This window comes from Bacteroides sp. PHL 2737 (assembly GCF_004115325.2).
Taxonomy (GTDB): domain Bacteria; phylum Bacteroidota; class Bacteroidia; order Bacteroidales; family Bacteroidaceae; genus Bacteroides; species Bacteroides hominis.
In genome coordinates this window covers 2,309,497-2,330,361 of record NZ_CP040630.1, presented here as the reverse complement: position 1 = coordinate 2,330,361, position 20,865 = coordinate 2,309,497, and the positions used below count along the sequence as shown (strand labels likewise).

Below are 20,865 nucleotides of genomic sequence, written 5' to 3'. Positions count from 1 at the left end.
ATTTACACTTTTTTAAGTTTTAAATTATACACCATATTATATATTTTCCCCCTTTCATTCTTATTTATACCAGCAAACATTACTATAACCCCATTTAATAGCAATATTACGATAAGAATAAAAATAAAATGAAAATTATAAATTTGCATATATATTAGATAAGATAAAGGAATACTTAATGTGACAACACAACCAACTGGGAACAACACTTTTTGCAGAAAAAGCTCCAGAGGAACTCCTAATAAATATTTTACAAAATAAACTCTAATCAACAATACTAATATATTTATACCAACTCTTATCCATAATACACTTTCCGGAGATCCTCCAAAATAAAGCAAAAAATAAGACAAAATAATACTTGAAAAAACAAACAAACTCAATATTATTTGATATTTTTTTATTTTTCCAGTTGCAAAAATAGCCATCCAAAAAGGACCAGTCACAGCATCAACTAATGAATAAATAATCATTAATATACAAAAGTTTGAAGTATAAGTTGGAACAATAGTTAACCAACAATGTAAAATAGCATCTATATTAAAAATAATTGGAATAGCCAATAAATATATCAAATAGAATGACATTTTAGATGTATAGAACATCATATTGAAAAGATATTCAAAATCACTATTTGCATAAGACTTAGTTATTTGAGGTTTAAAAGCCGTCTGGAAATTACTAACAAAACTCATCAATGCGGAATTTACTTGATTTGAAATCCCTAATGCTGCATTGACAACTACTCCATAAAACATATTTAATAATATATTATTCCCCTGACTAGAAAATACAATAGCGACCTGACCAAGGAAACTCCAACCAGAAAAACTCATCAATTCTTTATATATATTCTTATCCCAATAGAAACGATATTTACAATAAGGATATATTTTTAAACAAAAAAGTTTATTTATAAAGTAAAATAGAACAGAAGAAAAAAATATCAAGAAAGCATACAAAACAAGTCTATCACTAAAAAATAATTGCAACAAGAAAGCAATGCAAAGCTTCATTATTACTTCTGCAATACTTACATATGCATAAATAGACATTTTCTCTTGTGCAATTATATTTGCATCATATGGAACCTTTATAATCTGAAAACAAAAAGCCAAAATCGAAAATTGGTAAACCAAATTAGCCTCTACTATTTTTCCATTAGGTATACTTATATAAGAGTTTAAAAACCATAATCCAATAGTTTCCGAAAATAACAATACTATAGCTATTATGGAAAAATGCGATAAAAGACTAATGCTAAACACTTTAGGAAGTTCTATTGCATCACCCTTTCCTATAGCAAAAGTTATATATCTCTGAGTTGCACTTGTCATTGCACCATTAATAAATGAAAATAATGTGACAACTCCTCCTACAACATTATAAATACCATAATCTTCAATCCCAAGGCTTTCTAATATAATCCTTGATGTATATAATGTAACCAACATAGTTACCATCATACGTAAATACAATATTACAGTATTCTTTGCAATATGCTTGCCCCCTTTATTCATTTAATAAGGATTTATAAACAATATTCTAATAAGAGAGATAAATTCTATTAGTTACACCATTCTTATAAAAAATAAAAATCTATCAATTAAACTTTTACAGTTTAAAATAATTAAGCTCTATATTTATTAAAAAAATACACTACAAACACTTCATAACTGACTTACATTATACCCATAACATCCAGAACGGTCCCTAAGCTGGCTATCAGCTCCTCATCCCCCGTCTGCTCAAAGCACTCCAACAGTAACTGACATTTCAAAACAGAGGCAGGAAGTTTTTCTAAAACAGCCATTGAACGATCCAATAACTCTTGAATAACCTGTTCATTCTCTGCGGAGACATTAAACAGCATGGTATCGTAACCTTTGAACAAGGCAACAAGTATTTCCGCTTCTTCTTCTGGAGATTCCCCCTTCCGGAGAAGAAGATCGGCACACAAATTACGGAGTTCCTGATTTAACGCAGTAAGTTCATTCACATAGACAGGAGTACCGTCCTCACCATACTCCAGAAGCTTTTTCACAACAGAGGACACAGAGTTACACAGAGAATTTTTCATTTTAAAAAGGAATGAATTATGATTCGTCGATTCTTTCTTCGGTTTTTGACTTATATAAAAGAGAATTGTATCTAATGACGTAACGGGACATTACATATATTGTTATTACCCGTTACATATATTGTTATCGCCATTACATATAATGGTATTTTCTTTACATTTATAGTTTTTATTTATCCTTTCGGACGTAACTGGCCGGAATAGTCACCATAGCGCTACCGAACATATCGATACGTACTAAAATATGATATTTATTATTATAGCGGACCAATTCTCCCCGCAAGCCTTGTAAATCGCCCTTGGCAACTACTACACGAGTACCTTTGGGAATGGACTCTCCTGTCAGGATCACCTGATCCTGGGAGTAATCGAGCATATAGCGAAAATCAGCCATTTGCGCATCAGGGATACAGGTAGGAGCCCCGGTGGAACGATCACGAAGGAAATCGTATACATTCAGTGTGCTTCGGACGGCGGCCATTTCCTGACGGGAGATATGAACGAAAACCATACGGGGCAACAAAAGGCGCTCACGCTCAATGCGTTTTCCTTCACGCTCTATGACACGGTTTTGTACAGGAAGAAAGGTATCTACCTCCTGCAATTGAAAATAATCCCGAACTTTACGTTCTGAGTTAGTTCGTGTCAGTACGACATACCAATGTTTATCGCTATCTGTTGTCTCCAAGACTACGTTCGTAAGAAAAAGTTTCAGTAATGACTAAGGATGAAAATTTGTTAAAAACAGAAATATTCAAAAAACACGCCTTATTTTCAGCAATTTACAAATTAAGTTTTTTAATGATTGGATATAGAAAAAGTATTCGCATCAGATTTGAGAACCATCTGATACGTTGAATTATTTTATTTGAAATATATATTCGATTCAAAAAAGAGTATTCACACGCATATATATTTTCGGTTGCAAAGGTAAAACCTTCTTTCGAGTCTCCAAAACTTTTCACAGATTATTTTCACAAAACATGGCTATACCCATGTAAATCAAAAGTATAATTCAAATCTTCATAAAGAAGGGAAGTACTATAATATATGTATTATAGAAAAATATAAAAACAAGCATTTAATTAAGTAACAAGAAGTATTAATGCTAACTTGATAAATTGACAACTTCATATTTTAAATGTAAAAGGATGATTCTACCTGAACTAAACAACAAACATATAATCATCTGATTTCCTGCAAACAGGGTATTAATAAAATGATTATAGGAAGTTAACTTTAACACAGTGTTAAAGTTAACTTCGTAACCATAGGATATTAACTTCATAAAAATACGAAGTTAATAAGTTATCGGCAAGCAATTAAACTTCTCTTCTTACCATTAACATTGTTAATACATTCAGTAGTAAGCTAACCATCGGTATCCTTTACAACTGCATCATTTTCTTATGCCCTATTATACATAATTCCTCTTTTCTGCGGCGGTACATGGCTATATTGGTAAAACCGGCATTAACAAGAATAGTCTTCAGCTGATCATCGGAATACACCACCATTCCTTCGACACGACTGGTCCATACTTCATTCGTCGGATCACTCATTTCACAACAGATAAGAAATGCTCCGCCAGGCTTCAAGACACGTGCCACTTCAGTAAAAGTATGCTGTAAGTCACTCCAGAAGTAAATGGTCTCAAAAGCGGTGACCACATTAAAACTGTGATCGGAATATGGAAGTTGATCGACACTCCCCTGCTCTACAAAACAACGTGTACCAAGTTGCCTTCTGTTTCTTTTTCGTGCAAAAGCAACACTTTCCGGTGAAATGTCTATGCCAAAAGCCTTACCTTGCGGGCAATATTTGAGGATTTGCGCCAGGTTGGCACCACCACCGCAACCTATATCAAGCACGTTCCATCCCTGATGCCACTCCATACAAGACATTCCCCAATGAGCCAACGAAGCATGTCCCTGATTCATTCCCCAGAGTATCATTCTTCCAAAGAATCCTTCGGGTTTACGGACATTCTGCAAGATTCTGTTAATAAGGCTTTTCCTTTTCATTTATTATTTGTTTTGGTTTCACAAACAAAGTTACAGATTCCATATAAACAGGCAATACCTAAAAGTAGGGAATTTATTCGATAGAAGCACAGTATGAATTTCGTTTCTATTTCATAAATGTTACATAAACATTACAACATAACTCTTTCATTATCAATATCTATTAATAATAAATATTCATATATTCAGTAACAGGTCTGTAATACGAGGGACCTATTTTTGCGCCAGAAAACAACAAGCAGATGTTATGGACAATGTACAACAAGTAAAAACTAATTCACAAAAGAAACTTTCCGATTTCCTTTTCATTCTTTGGGCAGGTGGTGCTGCATTGCTCTCCTACTCACTGGTTTATGCACTAAGAAAACCTTATACGGCTGCCGGATTCGATGGACTTGAGGCATTTGGAATGGATTATAAAGTAGTGGTCACTATCGCACAGATATTAGGATACGTACTTTCCAAGTTCATTGGGATCAAACTCATTTCAGAATTGAAACGGGAAAACCGGATGAAATTCATCCTGATCTCCATTGTACTGGCAGAAGCTTCGTTGATACTGTTCGGACTACTACCTGCACCTTATAATATAGGAGCTATGTTTCTGAACGGTCTTTCATTGGGATGTATGTGGGGAATCATTTTTAGTTTTATAGAAGGACGCCGCATGACGGACATACTCGCCAGCCTGTTGGGTGTCAGTATGGTTATCAGCTCGGGAACAGCTAAGTCCGCCGGCTTGTTTGTTATGGACACTTTAAACATAAGTGAATTCTGGATGCCGGCTCTGATCGGAGGTATTGCTTTACCCATACTCGCCCTATTGGGTTATTCTCTGAACCGGCTCCCACAACCCACGGCCGAAGATATCGCCATGAAATCGAAACGGGAAACACTGAACGGCAAACAGCGTTGGGATATCTTCAAGAATTTTATGCCTTTTCTCACCCTGCTCTTCATTGCCAATGTAGTATTGACAATCTTAAGGGATATCAAAGAAGACTTCCTGGTGAAGATTATCGATGTATCCCAATACTCTTCGTGGATGTTTGCTCAGGTAGACAGCGTAGTAACTATCATTATCCTTGTCATTTTCGGGTTGATGGTTTTTGTACGAAGCAACTTGAAAGCATTATCGATATTACTGGGATTGATCATCATCAGCATGGTAGTGATGACAGTGGTTTCATTTGGCTACGAACAATTGCAATTAAACGCTATTGTCTGGTTATTCATTCAGAGCCTCTGTCTTTATCTGGCTTTTCTCACTTTTCAGACCATTTTCTTCGACCGATTCATCGCATGCTTTAAAATCCGGGGTAATGTAGGTTTCTTTATTGCCATGAATGATTTTCTCGGTTATACGGGTACGGTTATCGTATTGGCTGTCAAGGAATTCTTTTCACCTGACATTAACTGGACTACTTTCTACAACCTGATGGCCGGCTATGTAGGAGTGATTTGTTTTGTCGCTTTCGTATGTTCATTTATCTATCTGCACCAACGTTATCGTAGAGAGAACTACGGAAAAACAGGCGCATTCAGAAAAAAAGAAGAAGAAAAAGAAGTTCCTGATTTCGTATATTAATTGCTATCTTTGTGGGTCAAAAAACTTAAAATAAAAGTTCACCATGAAGATTTTTCCAAGTAGCAGCATCAAAAAACTGGATGCTTACACCATAGAACATGAACCGATTGCATCGATCGACCTGATGGAACGGGCAGCGCAGGCACTGACAAAAGCCATCACTGAACGTTGGGACATCACAACTCCTGTCACGGTATTTGCGGGACCGGGTAATAACGGCGGAGATGCCCTTGCCGTGGCCCGCATGCTGGCGGAAAAGGAATATAAGGTTGAAGCCTATCTGTTCAACCCGAAAGGAGAACTGTCAGCCGACTGTCAGACCAACAAAGAGTTGGTGGAAATGATGGATAATGTGAAGTTCAGTGAAGTAAGCACACAATTTGTACCTCCTACCCTGACAATGGATCATTTGGTAGTGGACGGACTTTTTGGTTCGGGACTCAATAAACCGTTAAGCGGCGGTTTCGCGGCTGTAGTGAAATATATCAATGCATCGCCTGCTACAGTGGTTGCTATCGACATCCCTTCGGGATTGATGGGAGAAGAAAACACATTTAACGTAAAAGCCAATATCATCCATGCCCATCTGACACTGAGCCTGCAATTGCCCAAACTGGCTTTTCTCTTCGCAGAGAATGCCGAATTCGTTGGTGAATGGAAATTGCTGGATATCAACCTCAGCCATGAAGCCATCGAAGAAACAGAAAGCAATTATGCCTTATTGGAAGCAGAAGAGATACATGCTTTGATCAAACCCCGCAGCCCCTTTTCACACAAAGGAAATTTCGGACACGCCTTGCTGATTGCCGGATCGTATGGTATGGCAGGGGCTTCGGTGCTGGCGGCCCGTGCCTGTATGCGTTCGGGGGTAGGATTGCTGACTGTACACGCACCCATGCGTAACAATGACATCCTACAGATTTCCGTCCCGGAAGCAATTGTCGAACTCGATGCCAGTGATTCCTGCTTTGCTTTTCCCACAGATACAGATGACTATCAGGCGGTAGGTATCGGTCCGGGAATCGGACGCTCAGAAGAAACAGAAGCCGCATTGCTCGAGCAACTCAGTGGATGCCAGACTCCTTTGGTGCTGGATGCCGATGCACTGAATATATTAGCCAACCACCGCCATGCACTGACCACGCTCCCCAAAGGCTCCATCCTGACCCCTCACCCCAAGGAGCTGGAACGTATGGTGGGCAAATGCCAGAATTCGTACGAGCGACTGATGAAAGCTTGTGAACTGGCTCGTACCGCTAAAGTACATATTATATTAAAAGGAGCTTATTCAGCAATTATCACCCCTTCGGGCAAATGTTATTTCAACTCCACAGGTAATCCGGGCATGGCGACAGCCGGAAGTGGAGATGTGTTGACGGGTGTCGTACTGGCTTTACTGACACAGGGATACCCGGCTGAAGAAGCAGCTAAAATAGGTACTTACGTACACGGTTTGGCCGGCGATTTCGCACGCAAAAAGCAGGGCGTTATCGGTATGACAGCCGGAGATATTGTCAATTATCTGCCAATGGCCTGGCGTCTGGTAAGCGAATAAAGGTTAACAACTTATGATTTTCCAAATAACTTCATTAACTTTGTTTTTTAAACCAGTTAAAATAAACCGGAAAATGAAAAAGCTAATTATACTGACAGGACTGTTACTTTCTGCCTCGGCATATGCCCAGACAGAAGTTACAGCGGGAGTTACCCGGGGAAAAGATTACGGGGTGACCTATGCACTTCCTAAAACAGCAATCGACATTGAAGTCAAAGCCAATAAAGTGACATACACTCCGGGAGAATTCAGCAAATATGCCGACCGTTATCTGCGGCTGACCGATGTGTCGGGAGAGCCTCAGGAATATTGGGAACTGGTCAGCGTCAAAGCCAAATCTGTCGGTATCCCCGATAGTGACCATACCTATTTCGTCAAACTGAAGGATAAAACAGTGGCTCCGTTGATAGAGTTGACCGAAGACGGTATTGTTAAATCGATCAATGTACCGTTAAGTCCGAAGAAGTCTGCACCTATACAACCAGCCACTACGCTGAGAAAAAAAGTAAATCCACGCGATTTTCTGACAGAAGAGATTCTGATGGCAGGTTCTACAGCTAAAATGGCTGAATTGGTCGCCAAAGAAATCTACAACATCCGCGAAAGCAAAAACGCCTTAGTACGCGGACAGGCAGACAACATGCCTAAAGACGGAGAACAACTGAAGATAATGCTTGCCAACCTGGAAGAACAGGAAGCTGCCATGACCGAAATGTTCTCAGGTACACTGAATAAAGACGAGCGGATATTTACTATCCGCCTGAATCCGGAAAAAGAGATGGATAACGAAGTGGCCTTCCGCTTTTCCAGGAAACTGGGTATAGTTGCCAATAATGACCTGGCAGGAGAACCGGTTTACATTACTCTGAAAAATCTGAAAACAGTCAATGTACCGGAAGACGATGGCAAAAAGAAAGTAGACGGCATAGCTTATAACGTGCCCGGTAAGGCGCAAGTGACGCTCATAGAAGGAAAAAAAGAATGGTTTAACGGTGAACTTCCCGTTACACAGTTCGGAACAATTGAATATCTGGCTCCGGCTCTTTTCAATAAAAAATCGACCGTACAAGTTACTTTCAATCCGGCTACAGGAGGATTGATTAAAGTAGATAGGGAAGAAGGAGAATAAAACTGATAAAAAAACTCCGGCTGATCTATACAGGTCAGTCGGAGTTTTTTTTATTTTCTTAAATTGTGCTTTTCAAACACCGTCAGTTTGTAACTGCTAATTTCACAAATCCGTCCTTCTGCAACTGGGTGATATAAGCAGTAATACGCGATTCGTAATTTTCTTCGTGATCGAAATGCTCTGCAAGTTCTTCAATAATCTGGCGTACGGTCCGCTTCCCGTCAATTAACTCCCATACGGCAGTACCATGTTCTTCCAGCCGGACATGAATATCCGGAGACATTCCTTTGGGCAATAAAAAACGCCGCATCCATTCATATTTAAACCGGGGGAAAGCAATGGTAACGGTACCATCGCTTCCCTTTTCGGCTGTAATATTCTCACTACGGAAAGGAATTACATCCAGAAGATTTATTTTCTCTTTCGCGTCTGCCATATTCTGTTATTTCTTAATATTCGCTTCCTGCAATCCGTATCCCTTCTTCTTATCTTCAGCTTTCAGCATCAAAGCCACAATCAGTGCCAAAACACCAAAACAAGCAAAGATAGACATAGGCAAAGTATAATCATAGGTCTGTGCACCATCTACAACGGGACCTTTGCAATAAGTATTCAGTACCCATCCGATCAACAAAGGAACACCCATCAATCCCCAGTTCTGTACCCAGAAAATCAGGGCATAGGCTGTACCCAGTTGTTTCTCCGGAATAATTTTCGGAACAGAAGGCCACATGGCAGAAGGCACCAGTGAGAAGGCAATACCCAGAATTATCATAATTACAGTGGCAAACCACCATACATTAAGGATAGGAAGCGCAAACAAAGTATGTACGCCAATCAACATAACGGCACCGATAATCATTAATGTAGCTCCCTTACCGATACGGTCATAAAGAGTACCAAACAACGGAGTCAGGAAGATGGTCCCTATCGGTAGTAATCCTGGGATATTTCCGGCCAATTTAGGATCTACGTTATACTTCTGCACCATCAAGTCGGTTGCATATTTAATAAAGGGGAAGACGGCGGAATAGAACAATACACACAATAAAGCAATCAACCAGAATCCCTTATTAGTAACAATAAGCATAACATCCTTCATACGGAACGGTTCCTCCGGTTCTTCTCCCTGAGCATCTAAAGAAGCATCAAGTTTCTTATCATAAAAGGTATAGATAAAGAAGGCGATAGTACCGATGCACAGCATAATCAGACACAACAAAATAGGCATCGGAATATTGGTATGGAAACTGCCACTTTCATCCGTATAGCCAAAATAATCGGCAATAGGAACAGTAAGTACCATTGCCAAAGTAGTACCGATACGCGCGGTTGCCATCTCAAGTCCCATGGCTAAAGCCATCTCTTTGCCCTTAAACCATTTTACAATAATCTTGGAAACCGTGATACCTGCAATCTCTACACCTACACCAAAGATAGCATATCCTAAAGCAGCCAGAAAGACCTGAGTTTTGAAGCCCATAATCAAAGCGCCTTCGGGGAAAGTTGTAGAAATAGCATAATATTTCAGTCCACAACCCAGCACCATCAGTATACAGGCTCCCATTCCGGTGAAACGAACTCCCATCTTATCGAGAATGATACCACCAAAAATCAACATCAGCAGGAATACATTAAACCACCCGTAAGCGCTGGTAAAGAATCCATAATCCAAACTATCCCAAAGGAGCTCTTTTTCGAGCATGGGTTTCAAAGGAGACATTACGTCGGTAAGGAAATAGCCGCAAAGCATAGTAAAAGCGACCAGAGCGAGCACACTCCAACGAAGTGTTTTGGAGTCACTCAGTTTGTTTCTCAATTGTTCTGTCATTGTAATATTTAAACTCAGAAGTTAGTAAAAGTGTTATAGCGAACAAAGGTAACTAAATCCGCCTTGTATGCCTAACAAAAAGATACATTTTACGGCTAAAAACAAGTGAAGCTGCAAGTTTCGGTTTGAAATTGCAGCTTCACTTATCGTTTCTTAAAAAGAATCTGTTGTTAGTTTGCCGGGGTTGCCGGAGTTTCTGTTGCAGGTGCTTCAGCCGGAGCAGCAGCATCCGTCTTCGGTGCAGTAGTACCTACAGGCAGGTTATACGGGTTGGTCTGTTCTTCCTGCTGAGCCTGTTCCATGATGACATCTTGCGTTTTAGAAGAAGAAGTCGGAACAACATAAGCAGTAGCAATGCTCATCACAACCATAAATGCAGCTAAGCCCCAAGTTGCCTTTTCCAGAAAGTCTGTAGTTTTGCGTACACCCATAATCTGGTTAGATGACGAGAACCCAGAAGCAAGACCACCGCCTTTTGAGTTCTGAATCAACACAATGAAGCACATCAGTATGGCTGCAATAACCATTAAGATAACTAATAATAAGTACATTTTGTTATTTTGATTTAGCGTTAATAATCAATTTCTCTAAAAATCTGATTTGGTCTGCAAAGTAAGCATTTTTTTTTGGATATTTCAAACTTAATTTTTTAATAATTTCAAGTGCCTTGGAATATCGGTGCTGTTTGACATATATTTTGGCTAATGTTTCGGTAAAACAGCTATCATCTTCATCTTCTTCATGATGCGCCTCCCCCTCTTCTTCCACGGGAAGCGTTTCATTGTTAGCTGCGGGCTGCAGACGAATGGATGTTTCTCCCTCACTTCTCTCGATAAAGCCATCAATCAATTCATGCCCACGAAGTTTCGGAATCTCCGACTGTTCCGGAGCGGAATCTTCTTCATCTTCCTGTAACAGATAAGTAGTATAATCCGTTGAATAGTCCAGACTTGTCTGCCCGGAAACCTCTTCAGGCACAGTGGCCAAAAAAGCATCGATCAGGGAGAGTGTACGATCCAGACCGGGCTCTTCCTCCAACACTTCTGCTTCGGAAGGCATATTCTTTTTACGGGGCTTCAAAATATACCTCTCACCTTCAATCAGATAAAACAGCTTCCGGCGATCTGCCACATATAATATGGCTTTACGAAGCTCCGCACCGAAAGAGATATCGTGTAACAGATAAAGATTTTTAAGATAGAGTAAACGCAGCGACTGGAAATAAGGATAGCGTGTGACAAGTGTCCGCAACTCGTACAAAGTATCTTTATTCAGCGTTTCAGGATGCTGAATCCATTGTTGTAAATTAGCAGAAATCATCCCAATTACCAATTTGCTACCGTTGCATTAAATATTTGATCTGTAATCTCTTTGGTCATCTCCGCAATCAGTCCGTCCTGAACAGCTGTCAGTAACTCTCTTGAGTCGTAGACACGGAAAGCCGAGAATTGCTGTTCGAAGTCCTGCTCATGGTTCGTATTATTCACAAAACGAACATTTACCGTAATCGTCAGCTTCGTTTCAGAAGAGTATCCATCGGCCGAAACAGCTTGGTTATACTGGTTGTATCCGGTGATTTCTCCATCAATCTGAAGGTCGGCATTATTATTCACCAGCTTCAGGCGAGTCTGGCGAAGGAAGATATCTTTCAGATCTTCATTGAATTTAGTACCTAACGGTGCATAAACATAGTCCGACTTTATAGGAAAGTCGGCTATAGAAATAGTCTTTACCTTATCGTAATTGATATTACCACCATTAAATTTATAAGAAACAGTACACGAGATGCCCACTACCAGCGTGACAACCAGTAGTGAGATTCGCATTATCTTTTTATTCCAATCCATATTCTTTTATTTTTCGGTAAAGGGTACGCTCAGAGATATTGAGGTCCTTTGCCGCACTTTTTCGTTTGCCATGATGTTTCTCAAGGGCTTTACGTATCATTTCTTTCTCTACCTCGTCCAGCGAAAGAGACTCTTCAACATACTCTTCGGTATCCTGTATGTCATCGTCATCGGGACAATTAGGCTTGACCGGATGGATCAGGGCAGGTACAGAAGGCGGAGGCGTCACAACAGGAGCCGGGGCATAAAACGTACCAACATTGGAAGCTACAGCTCCGCGTTCGGACATGATTTCGTGCACAAGCTTTTTCAGTTCGGTCACATCCTGCCGCATATCAAAGAGAACCTGATATAAAATTTCACGTTCACTTTCAAAACTCTTCCCGGCCTTTACACCGAACAAAGCCGGCAGTCGTTGTGTATTCTGGGCAGGCAGATAGGTCCGCAAAATAGAAGCATTGATTTCACGATTTGTCTCAATGATAGAGATCTGTTCCGTGATATTCTTCAATTGGCGCACATTACCCGGCCATGAATATGACAATAAAACCTGTTTGGCATCTTCGGTCAGTTGTATCGCAGGCATACGATATTTCTCCGCAAAATCACTTGCAAATTTGCGGAACAGCAACAGCACGTCTTCTCCACGTTCCCGCAAAGGAGGAATCTGGATGGGTACCGTATTGAGACGGTAATACAAATCCTCACGAAAACGCCCTTCAGCAATGGCTTGTGTCAGATTGACATTGGTAGCAGCCACAATACGGACATCTGTTTTCTGCACTTTGGAAGAACCTACTTTTATAAACTCTCCGCTTTCAAGCACACGAAGCAAACGCGCCTGAGTAGGCAAAGGCAACTCCCCGACTTCATCCAGAAAGATAGTCCCGCCGTCGGCCTCGCCAAAATATCCTTTCCGCTCACCAATAGCACCTGTAAAAGCCCCTTTTTCATGCCCAAATAGTTCCGAATCAATGGTCCCCTCAGGAATAGCACCACAGTTCACGGCAATATACTGGCCATGTTTACGACGGCTATACTGATGAATAATCTGAGGAAAGCTTTCCTTGCCGACACCACTCTCTCCGGTTATTAGCACGGACAAATCGGTAGGCGCTACCTGTATGGCAACATCTATCGCACGCGTCAAGGCTTCAGTGTTACCAATAATACCGAACCTTAGTTTTACTTGTTGTATTTCCGCTTTTGTCATATTCGCACTAAACTCCCTTCCTGATTAAATATCGTCATCTACTGTATCGAGCTTCAGTTTATCACTGTCGTCTCTTTTTTCGTAATATTGTTTACGCAACGGATTGGCATGTGCTACCTTTTCACGCTGGCGGTTACGGAATACATCAATCGCTACATAAATGGCTTGCCGGAATGAATCTTCACAAGCAACCCCTTTTCCTGCAATATCATAGGCTGTGCCGTGTGCCGGAGAAGTGCGTATCACAGGCAGACCTGCCGTATAATTCACACCTTCATCCATGGCCAATGCCTTGAAAGGTGCCAGTCCCTGATCATGATACATAGCGAGCACTCCGTCAAAATGGGTAAAATTACCCGATCCCATAAAGCCGTCAGCCGGATAAGGACCATAACATAAGATTCCTTTAGCGGCCATCTCCTGGATAGCCGGAGAAATGATCTCCTGTTCTTCCGTACCGAGCAACCCGTCATCTCCGGCATGTGGATTCAGTGCCAACACTGCAATGCGAGGTGCGCCGATTCCAAAATCCTGTTTCAACGAACGGTTGAAAATGACAAGTTTCTCCTGAATCAGCTCTTTGGTTATCGAAGAAGCTATCTCCCGAACCGGAATATGACCGGTCACCAAAGCCACACGGAAATCCTCCTTCATCAAGATCATCAGAGATTTCGAACCGTCTCCCAAACGCTCTTCAATATATTCAGTATGTCCGGGGAAAGCGAATCCTTCGGACTGAATTGTATGCTTATTAATAGGAGCTGTCACAATGACATCAATCAGCCCTTCCCTGAACTCCTCTATCGCTTTTTCAAGTGCCCCTAAAGCTGCTTTACCGGCCTCCGGATCGGGTTTTGAAAACTCGACTTTCACTTCATCATCCGTGCAATTGACTACACTCAACCGATTGTGTGCAGCTTCTGCAGCAGTATTGACAATACTGAAGTTAGTGGGCAGATCGAGTGATTTACGGTGATATGCAGCCACCTTCGGCGAACCGTAAATGACCGGTGTACAAAGTTCCAACATGACGGGGTCGGCAAAAGTCTTCAAGATTACTTCGTATCCTACCCCGTTTATGTCTCCCTGAGTGATACCAATTTTTATTTTGTTATCTTCCATTTTGTTATTTGTTAGTTTTCTCCTCCTGCTCTATGCCCATCGGAATCTGCTCCTGCTTCTTCTCAGTAGGAAGTTGCAAAGTATACAGAGATGCTTCCAACATGCGCATCAGGTTACGTTTCAATTTATCTGGTGAGTAAATAAATACCTCTACAGTGACAATACGATGGTTAGCCTTGTCCAGACGAGTGTGCGAAACAAACGGACCACCCATGAAGTCACCCTTCATACGCCAAAGCCCACGTGCTTCCATTGTATAGTCGCCATGAATATCGATTGGACGAACCTCGACTGTAGTCGAGTCTGTCGACATATACATACCTTCTTTAGCTCCCGGAATATTAGCTTTCATCACAGAATCGCGTTTATGGATGAAAAACTCTTTCGTAAACGTATCCTTATCGGTATACGGATAAGAGTAGATCACAAAATTCTGATCAGCGGAAGCTGTATTCGTACCTGCCCAGAAGAAATCCTCTCCAGTCTTTGAACTGCCCAACTCAGCCGGAAGCCAGATGTCGCTATCGAACATACTGTTAACCTTCTTCGAAATGAAATCATTGTGGTTTTTCTCTAACAAGGAAATCTGGCGATTCATCTCGGCACGGGTAAAGAAGTCGATAATTGCTTGCTTGTTTTCATTCACAAACTTTTCAAATGTGGCTTCGTCCGGAGCCTGAATAGTCAGAATCATCTGGGGAGATGCATATACATCCTTGGCATACTTAAATTTAGGCTGACTATAGATGTCCTGTATATCTACGATAATAATATTACGTACCAGCTTCAGGATAGCATCGAAATTGTTCGCAGAAGTAGACATGATTCTGAACGAACGTTCCGATTGCGGAAGTCCAGGTACATCTGTATCAAGCACATTGTACAAAGCTCTACCGGCAGGACGCTCCCACACAGGATTATCAACGACCACCAGGATTTCGTAAGCACGTCCGCTGGAAGTTGGAGTAAACACACTTTTCTTGCCGCCTTTACAAGAAAACAATACTACTGCTACAAGAGCCATACTGAGGTAAAACAGGTACTTTTTCATATGCATCAATTTTAATGTTTTCACAAAACTACGAAATCACCGTATACATATAGTCTACGAAGCTGATAATTTATATTAATTCTTGTCACTCTCTTCCTGCTTGGCAGTCGATAACATACCACAGGCAGCAAAAATATCTTCTCCCCTTGAAGCGCGAATCGTAGTAAACAATCCGTGCGACGTCAGATAATCACGAAATGCCATCATAGTCTCCATATCGGCACCTTCAAGATCCACTCCGAGAATGGCATGAAAGCGAATCAGATTCATCCGGCAATCAAGCCCACGAAGTAACTTTACCAGCTCTTTGGCATAAATCAACGAATCATTGACGCCTTTAAAAACAATGTATTCAAACGAAAGTCTGCGTTGTTTACTAAAATCATAGTTTTTTAACAGATCGACCATCTCTTTTATCGAGAAGGCTCTTTCGGCAGGCATCAACTCTGAACGCTGTGAAGGAAAGGGAGAATGCAGGCTGATGGCCAGATGGCACTCGCTTTCTTCAATAAAACGCTGTAGTCCCTTCCGTAACCCCACCGACGACAAAGTTATACGTTTTGGACTCCAACCGTATCCATACGAAGCTGTCAGGATATGCAATGCTTTTAAAACTTCATCCAAGTTGTCAAGCGGTTCACCCATCCCCATCATAACGACATTGGTCAACTTGTCCCGCTCCGGCAATGCCGCGATCTGATTTAAAATCTGATTGGCAGTCAGACTTGCTGTAAATCCTTGCTTGCCCGTCATGCAAAATTTGCAGTTCATTTTACACCCCACCTGGGAAGACACACACAGTGTCGCCCGGTCTTCATCAGGAATATATACCGCTTCAACAAAATGGTTCTCTCCCACGCGATAAAGATACTTCACCGTACCATCTATGGAACGCATAGCATCCACGGGTGCGACTACTCCCAAATCGTACTCGCCTTTCAGCAATTCTCTATGCTTCAACGACAAATTAGTCATTTCGTCAATAGAAGTCACTTTTTTATCGTACAACCAGGAAGCTATCTGTTTGGCCGCAAAAGCCGGCATCCCCAAGTCTTTGGTAACAGATTGCAATTCGGTAAGAGTCATTCCTAAAAGCGGATATTTGGGCATATTTACTACAAATATTTATTTATTCATGCAAATGTAAGGAATAAAAGTTGATTTTTGAAAAGAGAAAGGACAAAAGTTAATAAGAAGAAGGAAAGAGAGAACAAAAAGAAAAGGCCATTCCACAAGGAATGACCTTTTATCTATAAAACTATTTTTAATAAAAAACGAGTCTTGTTTTTAGAAGAACAGGTAACGCTTGTCTTTTACATCACCTTTCAGATAAAGATCGTTCATGAAACGGGCAGCCAGACGGGCATGCATATTTTCCAGAGTAACCTCCTCTGCCTTGGCATCGAATGTTTCATTCAACTTATCTTTGGCATATACCTGCAATACAAATACACCGCCATTACCTTTGATAGGAGCGCTCAGTTTATTAATATCGGCTACCGATGCATAAGCACCTACCAGCGGTTCGCTACTACGCAAAGCAGCTACATAGGCAGGAGCCGCAAATGTTACGTGTTTCACAGAATCGCTCACTGCATTGGCCATTGATTTATACTGATCGAAAGAAGTTGCATTGGCAGCCTTCATGTCAGCCATAATTTTTTCAGCCTTCTTATCACGAATGATTTCTGCTCTTAACTGATCCTGAACCTGAGCCAAAGGACGATAACCTTCTTCGATCACGTTAACCAGGCCGACAACCAGCATACGATCGCTCTCACCACATTCATACAAACCGGAAACTTCACCGGGTTTTGCAGCAAATGTCCATTTCAGAGCTTCTTTGGTTCCTCTGATACCACCGATTCCGTGTTCCGAGCTATACAAATCATTTCTTTCAAGCAATTTATAACCTGCTTCTTCAGCATTAGCCGCCATCTTTTCTACCGTCGGATTGGCTGCGATAAACTGACTGAAGTCATTATATGCCTTATTATAAGTTTCTTTGCTGAAGTCAACTGCGCGTTTGATTACGGCAACTTTATATTTATCTTTCACAGCTTTCTTGTCAGTAACCTGCAAAATGATGTTACCCTGTCCCAATGCTACATTAGAGAGTTCGTTCACTCCCAGGTTGTTGATCGTGGTGATAAACTTCAGGTTGTCACCATCAATCTGTGCATTTTCGTAGTTAGCAGAAGAAATCCAGTTGGATTCACCTGTCTGTCCATACTTTTTAGCCAAAGCGGTGAAGTCGGCCCCACCTTTAATTGCTATATAAATACTATCAGCCAAAACTTTTGTTTTAGCAGCATCTTCAGCATAAACCTGAATCTGACGGAACTGTACAGAATCGGCAGCAGCCACTTTAGACAAAACCTTGAAAGAGTTAATGGTATTATCACCGGCATTATAATAAGGACCATATACCTGTCCCACTGAAGCTGAATCCATCCGTGCAACTACATCTGACGGAAAAGCTCTTTTAGTGTAATACAAATCAACGTAAGGATATTCAGATCCTGTCGAACGGATGAAAGTAGTATAATCACCATTAGCAGTAGCCAACTGATTTGTATAATCAGTCACTTCCTGCTGAATAGCGGCTTTATCTTCCGCACTGGCAGTCACCTGTACATCGATATATTTGATATTGCGTGTTTCAACATATTGTTTGAACTGTTCTTTCTTCTTATTATAGAGATCTTTCAGCTCTGACTCTTTCACTGTAATGGTAGAATCAACAATTGAAGAATAAGGCACAGCAGCCAACAGTACATCCGATTGGTTCACTCTTGCATCGAAAGCATCTTGTGCTTCAACCGGGTTAGAGAAAAGAGCCTTTGTCACCAATGCCTGATATTTTTCAGCCAGACGGCTCTGAATCAGAGTTTTTTCAACGAATGACCAAAGTTTGTGCATGCCTTCATAGTATTCTACATATTGAGACGGCATCTTAGTTTTGTCCATTTTAGAATAGTCAGACAAAAATTTCTTCAACATATCTTTATCGAAAGCACCCGTTTGCGGATTGCGGAACGGAGTCTGTTGCAGCAACGGATTCACACCTTCGTTGATGATAGACTGAATTTCAGCCTTTGAAACTGTAATCCCCAGCTTCTTCGCTTCTTTTTCAATCAGTTTATTGTTCACGTAGCTACGCCATACTTCGTCTTTCACCTGATTGGTTTGTTCATCGTTCAATGAACTCATTCCGCTGGAGAACTTGATGACTTCAGTATATTCTTCTACCATATTCTGGTAGTCCTGAGCAGAAAGAGTTTCTCCGTTGACTTCGCCTACATCATGCGACTGGTGTGGCTGGAGAACTTTCCAGGCATCGCCCGCAATGAAAGCAAACAAAGCCAAACCAATAACGATCACCAACAGGGGTCCTTTGGATCTAATGTTTTGTAATGTTGCCATTTTGATTAATACGATTTATTTGTTATTATTATTTTCTTCATCTTTGGTTTTAGCGCACGAAGATACAAAAAATGCTAATATGCATCTATTTATTAGCTAAAAAATTACAGTTATCGATCATTATTCCATCACTTTCAGCCGAACAAGTTCGATTTTCGTTGCTGTAACCTTAATTATTTTAAACTGATATTTACCCACGGATACCAATTCGTGCAATTTTGGGAAACTCTGATACTGATTCAAGATTAATCCTCCCACTGTCAGATAGTCATCGGACTCCGGGAGGTCCAAATCGAAAGTTTCATTTACTTTCTCTATTTCAAGACGGGCCGAGAGCACATATTCATGCTCTCCGATTTGCTTGCAGATATAGGAAGTATTGTCATGTTCATCCTCTATGTCACCAAAAATTTCTTCAACAAGATCTTCCAGACTGACAATGCCCGAAGTTCCTCCGAACTCATCCACTACTACGGCAATAGTCTTCTTTTGCTGCATAAACAGTTTCATCAGCTTATGGGCAGCCATTGTTTCGGGCACAATAGGTACCTCTTTCACATGGTCGCGCCAGTCTTTCGGGTTACGGAACATTTCCGACGAATGAATGTATCCCACGACATTGTCTATGTTTCCGTCATAAACAATTATTTTTGATATTCCGGATTCCACAAACCGGTTTTTAAGTTCCTCAAGCGAGGTATCCAATGCAACGGCTACTACTTCCGTACGGGGAACAATGCAATCTCGTATTTTAACCGTCGAAAAATCAAGAGCATTCTGAAAGATTTTCACTTCTGTATCCAGGGTCTCTTCGCTTTCGGCATTATCTATACTCGACTGGACAAAATAATCGAGGTCTACTTTTCCAAAAGCTTTTGCCGAAGCCTCCTTATTCACTTTCATCCCGAACAGGCGAAGGAAAAGATAAGAAACTCCCGACGAGAATTTGGATATCGGATAAAGAATGATATAACAGATAAAAAGAGGAAGCGCACATACGTTCAGAACCAGATTCGGATTGATCTTAAAAAGCGTTTTTGGCAAGAACTCTCCTGTTACCAGAATAATCAATGTAGAAATAACGGTCTGTATCAATACCATCACAAAATGATTGGTAATCCACCCGGCCAGCAAATTATCACCGATAATCTGTGCCATCAATATACCATAGATAACCAAAGCAATGTTATTCCCGACCAACATGGTAGAAATAAAATCATTCGGGTTCCGGAAGAAAAGCGAAAGAATACGAGACGACACTCCCCCTTTCCGATCCATTTCAAAACGAAGTTTGTCTACCGAAACAAAAGCAATCTCCATACCGGAAAAGAAGGCGGAGAATGCCATGGTTATCAACAGGTAAATAATGATACTCATAACTAATTTACAGAATCTGTTTTTGCCTTTTCGGCATCTTGGTCAACATAAAATATACCGGCAATATTGTGAACAACCGGCTTCAGAAATCGGTCATCCGACTCAAAACCATATCCGGTTATCACCTGATCGGGCTGCTCCATCTGGACAAATTTGTCGGTATATACTTTCTTGGTGGCTTCATTCCAGTATAATAATTCGGTACTGACATGATCTCCTTTCAGACTTTTAATGTCTACATTCCCAATAAGCTTCCAAAGCCGGTCACGGTCGTAATAATAAGCCGTATCTGCCTTTATACTTGCATCTACATGAAACAAGGAGTCGAACTGCTCCAAATAAATTCCTTTCTCAAAGGCCCAATACGAGGGTTTCTTCTTGTCAAAAATCAGCCACTCTTCAGTATTGACCCGATAACGCGTAACTCCGGAATCGGATATAAGAGTCGTCACCCCTCGCGTGTCCATGACAGGCAGGGAATCCCGTTCGGTAATGGCATCGGCCATTGCCTTATTTCTTCCGCCACAGGAAGAAAATAAAAGAAGCATAACAATTGCCCCGAAGACAATTGTTATGCTCAAACTTTTATTTAATAAACTGTTACTTTGTTGTCGCAACATAA

The 20,865-nt window shown here is 40.9% G+C and carries 19 protein-coding genes; 3 read left to right on the top strand and 16 right to left on the bottom strand.

Annotated elements, in window-relative coordinates; translation table 11 throughout:
- Nucleotides 1-2 precede the first annotated feature (2 nt).
- The 4 genes from DBK98_RS09420 to DBK98_RS09405 form a co-directional block, all read right to left on the bottom strand.
- The gene (locus tag DBK98_RS09420) at nt 3-1,520 is read right to left on the bottom strand and encodes a lipopolysaccharide biosynthesis protein (protein WP_005775839.1); all 1,518 of its coding nucleotides are present in this window, start codon (nt 1,518-1,520) and stop codon (nt 3-5) included.
- Between the two features lie 161 nt (nt 1,521-1,681).
- The gene (locus DBK98_RS09415; protein ID WP_005775838.1) at nt 1,682-2,080 is read right to left on the bottom strand and encodes a UpxZ family transcription anti-terminator antagonist; all 399 of its coding nucleotides are present in this window, start codon (nt 2,078-2,080) and stop codon (nt 1,682-1,684) included.
- Between the two features lie 169 nt (nt 2,081-2,249).
- Nucleotides 2,250-2,768, bottom strand: coding sequence for a capsular polysaccharide transcription antiterminator UpcY (upcY, locus tag DBK98_RS09410; protein ID WP_005809932.1), 519 nt, complete (start codon nt 2,766-2,768; stop codon nt 2,250-2,252).
- Nucleotides 2,769-3,468: 700 nt separating this feature from the next.
- Nucleotides 3,469-4,104 carry a class I SAM-dependent methyltransferase gene (locus DBK98_RS09405; protein ID WP_005809936.1) on the bottom strand — a complete coding sequence of 212 codons (636 nt, stop codon included), beginning with the start codon at nt 4,102-4,104 and terminating at the stop codon, nt 3,469-3,471.
- A 247-nt stretch (nt 4,105-4,351) separates the two neighbouring features.
- On the opposite strand from DBK98_RS09405, the gene DBK98_RS09400 reads away from it, so the two are divergent.
- From DBK98_RS09400 to DBK98_RS09390, 3 genes are all read left to right on the top strand, one after another.
- Nucleotides 4,352-5,692: a DUF5690 family protein gene (locus DBK98_RS09400; protein ID WP_032535677.1), complete on the top strand. Its 1,341-nt coding sequence runs from the start codon at nt 4,352-4,354 to the stop codon at nt 5,690-5,692.
- Nucleotides 5,693-5,735: 43 nt separating this feature from the next.
- Nucleotides 5,736-7,247: a bifunctional ADP-dependent NAD(P)H-hydrate dehydratase/NAD(P)H-hydrate epimerase gene (locus DBK98_RS09395; RefSeq protein ID WP_005809940.1), complete on the top strand. Its 1,512-nt coding sequence runs from the start codon at nt 5,736-5,738 to the stop codon at nt 7,245-7,247.
- A gap of 73 nt (nt 7,248-7,320) precedes the next feature.
- Nucleotides 7,321-8,376 (top strand): DUF4831 family protein, encoded by a 1,056-nt coding sequence (locus tag DBK98_RS09390; RefSeq protein WP_005775831.1) that lies wholly within the window; start codon nt 7,321-7,323, stop codon nt 8,374-8,376.
- Nucleotides 8,377-8,458: 82 nt separating this feature from the next.
- Here the strand turns inward: DBK98_RS09390 and DBK98_RS09385 are convergent, their stop codons facing one another.
- From DBK98_RS09385 to lptC, 12 genes are all read right to left on the bottom strand, one after another.
- Entirely contained in the window at nt 8,459-8,812 is a 354-nt protein-coding gene (locus tag DBK98_RS09385) for a PqqD family protein (protein WP_005809943.1), read from the bottom strand.
- A gap of 6 nt (nt 8,813-8,818) precedes the next feature.
- Nucleotides 8,819-10,207 (bottom strand): MFS transporter, encoded by a 1,389-nt coding sequence (locus DBK98_RS09380; protein ID WP_005775829.1) that lies wholly within the window; start codon nt 10,205-10,207, stop codon nt 8,819-8,821.
- A 170-nt stretch (nt 10,208-10,377) separates the two neighbouring features.
- Nucleotides 10,378-10,758, bottom strand: coding sequence for a preprotein translocase subunit SecG (secG, locus tag DBK98_RS09375; protein WP_005775827.1), 381 nt, complete (start codon nt 10,756-10,758; stop codon nt 10,378-10,380).
- Nucleotides 10,759-10,762: 4 nt separating this feature from the next.
- Nucleotides 10,763-11,527, bottom strand: a complete 765-nt coding sequence (locus tag DBK98_RS09370; RefSeq protein WP_005809945.1) for a hypothetical protein — start codon at nt 11,525-11,527, stop codon at nt 10,763-10,765.
- Nucleotides 11,528-11,532: 5 nt separating this feature from the next.
- Nucleotides 11,533-12,054, bottom strand: coding sequence for an LptE family protein (lptE, locus tag DBK98_RS09365; protein WP_005775825.1), 522 nt, complete (start codon nt 12,052-12,054; stop codon nt 11,533-11,535).
- Complete coding sequence (locus DBK98_RS09360) at nt 12,041-13,267, bottom strand: sigma-54-dependent Fis family transcriptional regulator (RefSeq protein WP_005775824.1); 1,227 nt, start codon at nt 13,265-13,267, stop codon at nt 12,041-12,043. Before DBK98_RS09360 ends, lptE begins: the two co-directional genes overlap by 14 nt.
- A gap of 24 nt (nt 13,268-13,291) precedes the next feature.
- On the bottom strand, nt 13,292-14,389 hold the full coding sequence (pdxA, locus tag DBK98_RS09355) for a 4-hydroxythreonine-4-phosphate dehydrogenase PdxA (protein ID WP_032535675.1): 1,098 nt from the start codon (nt 14,387-14,389) through the stop codon (nt 13,292-13,294).
- Nucleotides 14,390-14,393: 4 nt separating this feature from the next.
- Nucleotides 14,394-15,440 carry a DUF4837 family protein gene (locus DBK98_RS09350; RefSeq protein WP_005775822.1) on the bottom strand — a complete coding sequence of 349 codons (1,047 nt, stop codon included), beginning with the start codon at nt 15,438-15,440 and terminating at the stop codon, nt 14,394-14,396.
- 75 nt (nt 15,441-15,515) lie between these two features.
- Nucleotides 15,516-16,550 carry a 23S rRNA (adenine(2503)-C(2))-methyltransferase RlmN gene (rlmN, locus tag DBK98_RS09345; RefSeq protein WP_032535674.1) on the bottom strand — a complete coding sequence of 345 codons (1,035 nt, stop codon included), beginning with the start codon at nt 16,548-16,550 and terminating at the stop codon, nt 15,516-15,518.
- 177 nt (nt 16,551-16,727) lie between these two features.
- Nucleotides 16,728-18,866 carry a peptidylprolyl isomerase gene (locus DBK98_RS09340; protein WP_032535673.1) on the bottom strand — a complete coding sequence of 713 codons (2,139 nt, stop codon included), beginning with the start codon at nt 18,864-18,866 and terminating at the stop codon, nt 16,728-16,730.
- 120 nt (nt 18,867-18,986) lie between these two features.
- The gene (locus DBK98_RS09335; RefSeq protein WP_005809954.1) at nt 18,987-20,243 is read right to left on the bottom strand and encodes a hemolysin family protein; all 1,257 of its coding nucleotides are present in this window, start codon (nt 20,241-20,243) and stop codon (nt 18,987-18,989) included.
- Between the two features lie 2 nt (nt 20,244-20,245).
- Complete coding sequence (gene lptC / locus DBK98_RS09330) at nt 20,246-20,863, bottom strand: LPS export ABC transporter periplasmic protein LptC (RefSeq protein ID WP_005809955.1); 618 nt, start codon at nt 20,861-20,863, stop codon at nt 20,246-20,248.
- Nucleotides 20,864-20,865 lie beyond the last annotated feature (2 nt).

What these genes read in the sequence shown, in the direction of transcription:
- DBK98_RS09420 (WP_005775839.1), bottom strand. Translation starts at nt 1,520, where the DNA reads ATGAATAAAGGGGGCAAGCATATTGCAAAGAATACTGTAATATTGTAT.
- DBK98_RS09415 (WP_005775838.1), bottom strand. Translation starts at nt 2,080, where the DNA reads ATGAAAAATTCTCTGTGTAACTCTGTGTCCTCTGTTGTGAAAAAGCTT.
- DBK98_RS09405 (WP_005809936.1), bottom strand. Translation starts at nt 4,104, where the DNA reads ATGAAAAGGAAAAGCCTTATTAACAGAATCTTGCAGAATGTCCGTAAA.
- DBK98_RS09400 (WP_032535677.1), top strand. Translation starts at nt 4,352, where the DNA reads ATGGACAATGTACAACAAGTAAAAACTAATTCACAAAAGAAACTTTCC.
- DBK98_RS09395 (WP_005809940.1), top strand. Translation starts at nt 5,736, where the DNA reads ATGAAGATTTTTCCAAGTAGCAGCATCAAAAAACTGGATGCTTACACC.
- DBK98_RS09390 (WP_005775831.1), top strand. Translation starts at nt 7,321, where the DNA reads ATGAAAAAGCTAATTATACTGACAGGACTGTTACTTTCTGCCTCGGCA.
- DBK98_RS09385 (WP_005809943.1), bottom strand. Translation starts at nt 8,812, where the DNA reads ATGGCAGACGCGAAAGAGAAAATAAATCTTCTGGATGTAATTCCTTTC.
- DBK98_RS09380 (WP_005775829.1), bottom strand. Translation starts at nt 10,207, where the DNA reads ATGACAGAACAATTGAGAAACAAACTGAGTGACTCCAAAACACTTCGT.
- secG (WP_005775827.1), bottom strand. Translation starts at nt 10,758, where the DNA reads ATGTACTTATTATTAGTTATCTTAATGGTTATTGCAGCCATACTGATG.
- DBK98_RS09370 (WP_005809945.1), bottom strand. Translation starts at nt 11,527, where the DNA reads ATGATTTCTGCTAATTTACAACAATGGATTCAGCATCCTGAAACGCTG.
- lptE (WP_005775825.1), bottom strand. Translation starts at nt 12,054, where the DNA reads ATGGATTGGAATAAAAAGATAATGCGAATCTCACTACTGGTTGTCACG.
- DBK98_RS09360 (WP_005775824.1), bottom strand. Translation starts at nt 13,267, where the DNA reads ATGACAAAAGCGGAAATACAACAAGTAAAACTAAGGTTCGGTATTATT.
- pdxA (WP_032535675.1), bottom strand. Translation starts at nt 14,389, where the DNA reads ATGGAAGATAACAAAATAAAAATTGGTATCACTCAGGGAGACATAAAC.
- DBK98_RS09350 (WP_005775822.1), bottom strand. Translation starts at nt 15,440, where the DNA reads ATGAAAAAGTACCTGTTTTACCTCAGTATGGCTCTTGTAGCAGTAGTA.
- rlmN (WP_032535674.1), bottom strand. Translation starts at nt 16,550, where the DNA reads ATGCCCAAATATCCGCTTTTAGGAATGACTCTTACCGAATTGCAATCT.
- DBK98_RS09340 (WP_032535673.1), bottom strand. Translation starts at nt 18,866, where the DNA reads ATGGCAACATTACAAAACATTAGATCCAAAGGACCCCTGTTGGTGATC.
- DBK98_RS09335 (WP_005809954.1), bottom strand. Translation starts at nt 20,243, where the DNA reads ATGAGTATCATTATTTACCTGTTGATAACCATGGCATTCTCCGCCTTC.
- lptC (WP_005809955.1), bottom strand. Translation starts at nt 20,863, where the DNA reads ATGTTGCGACAACAAAGTAACAGTTTATTAAATAAAAGTTTGAGCATA.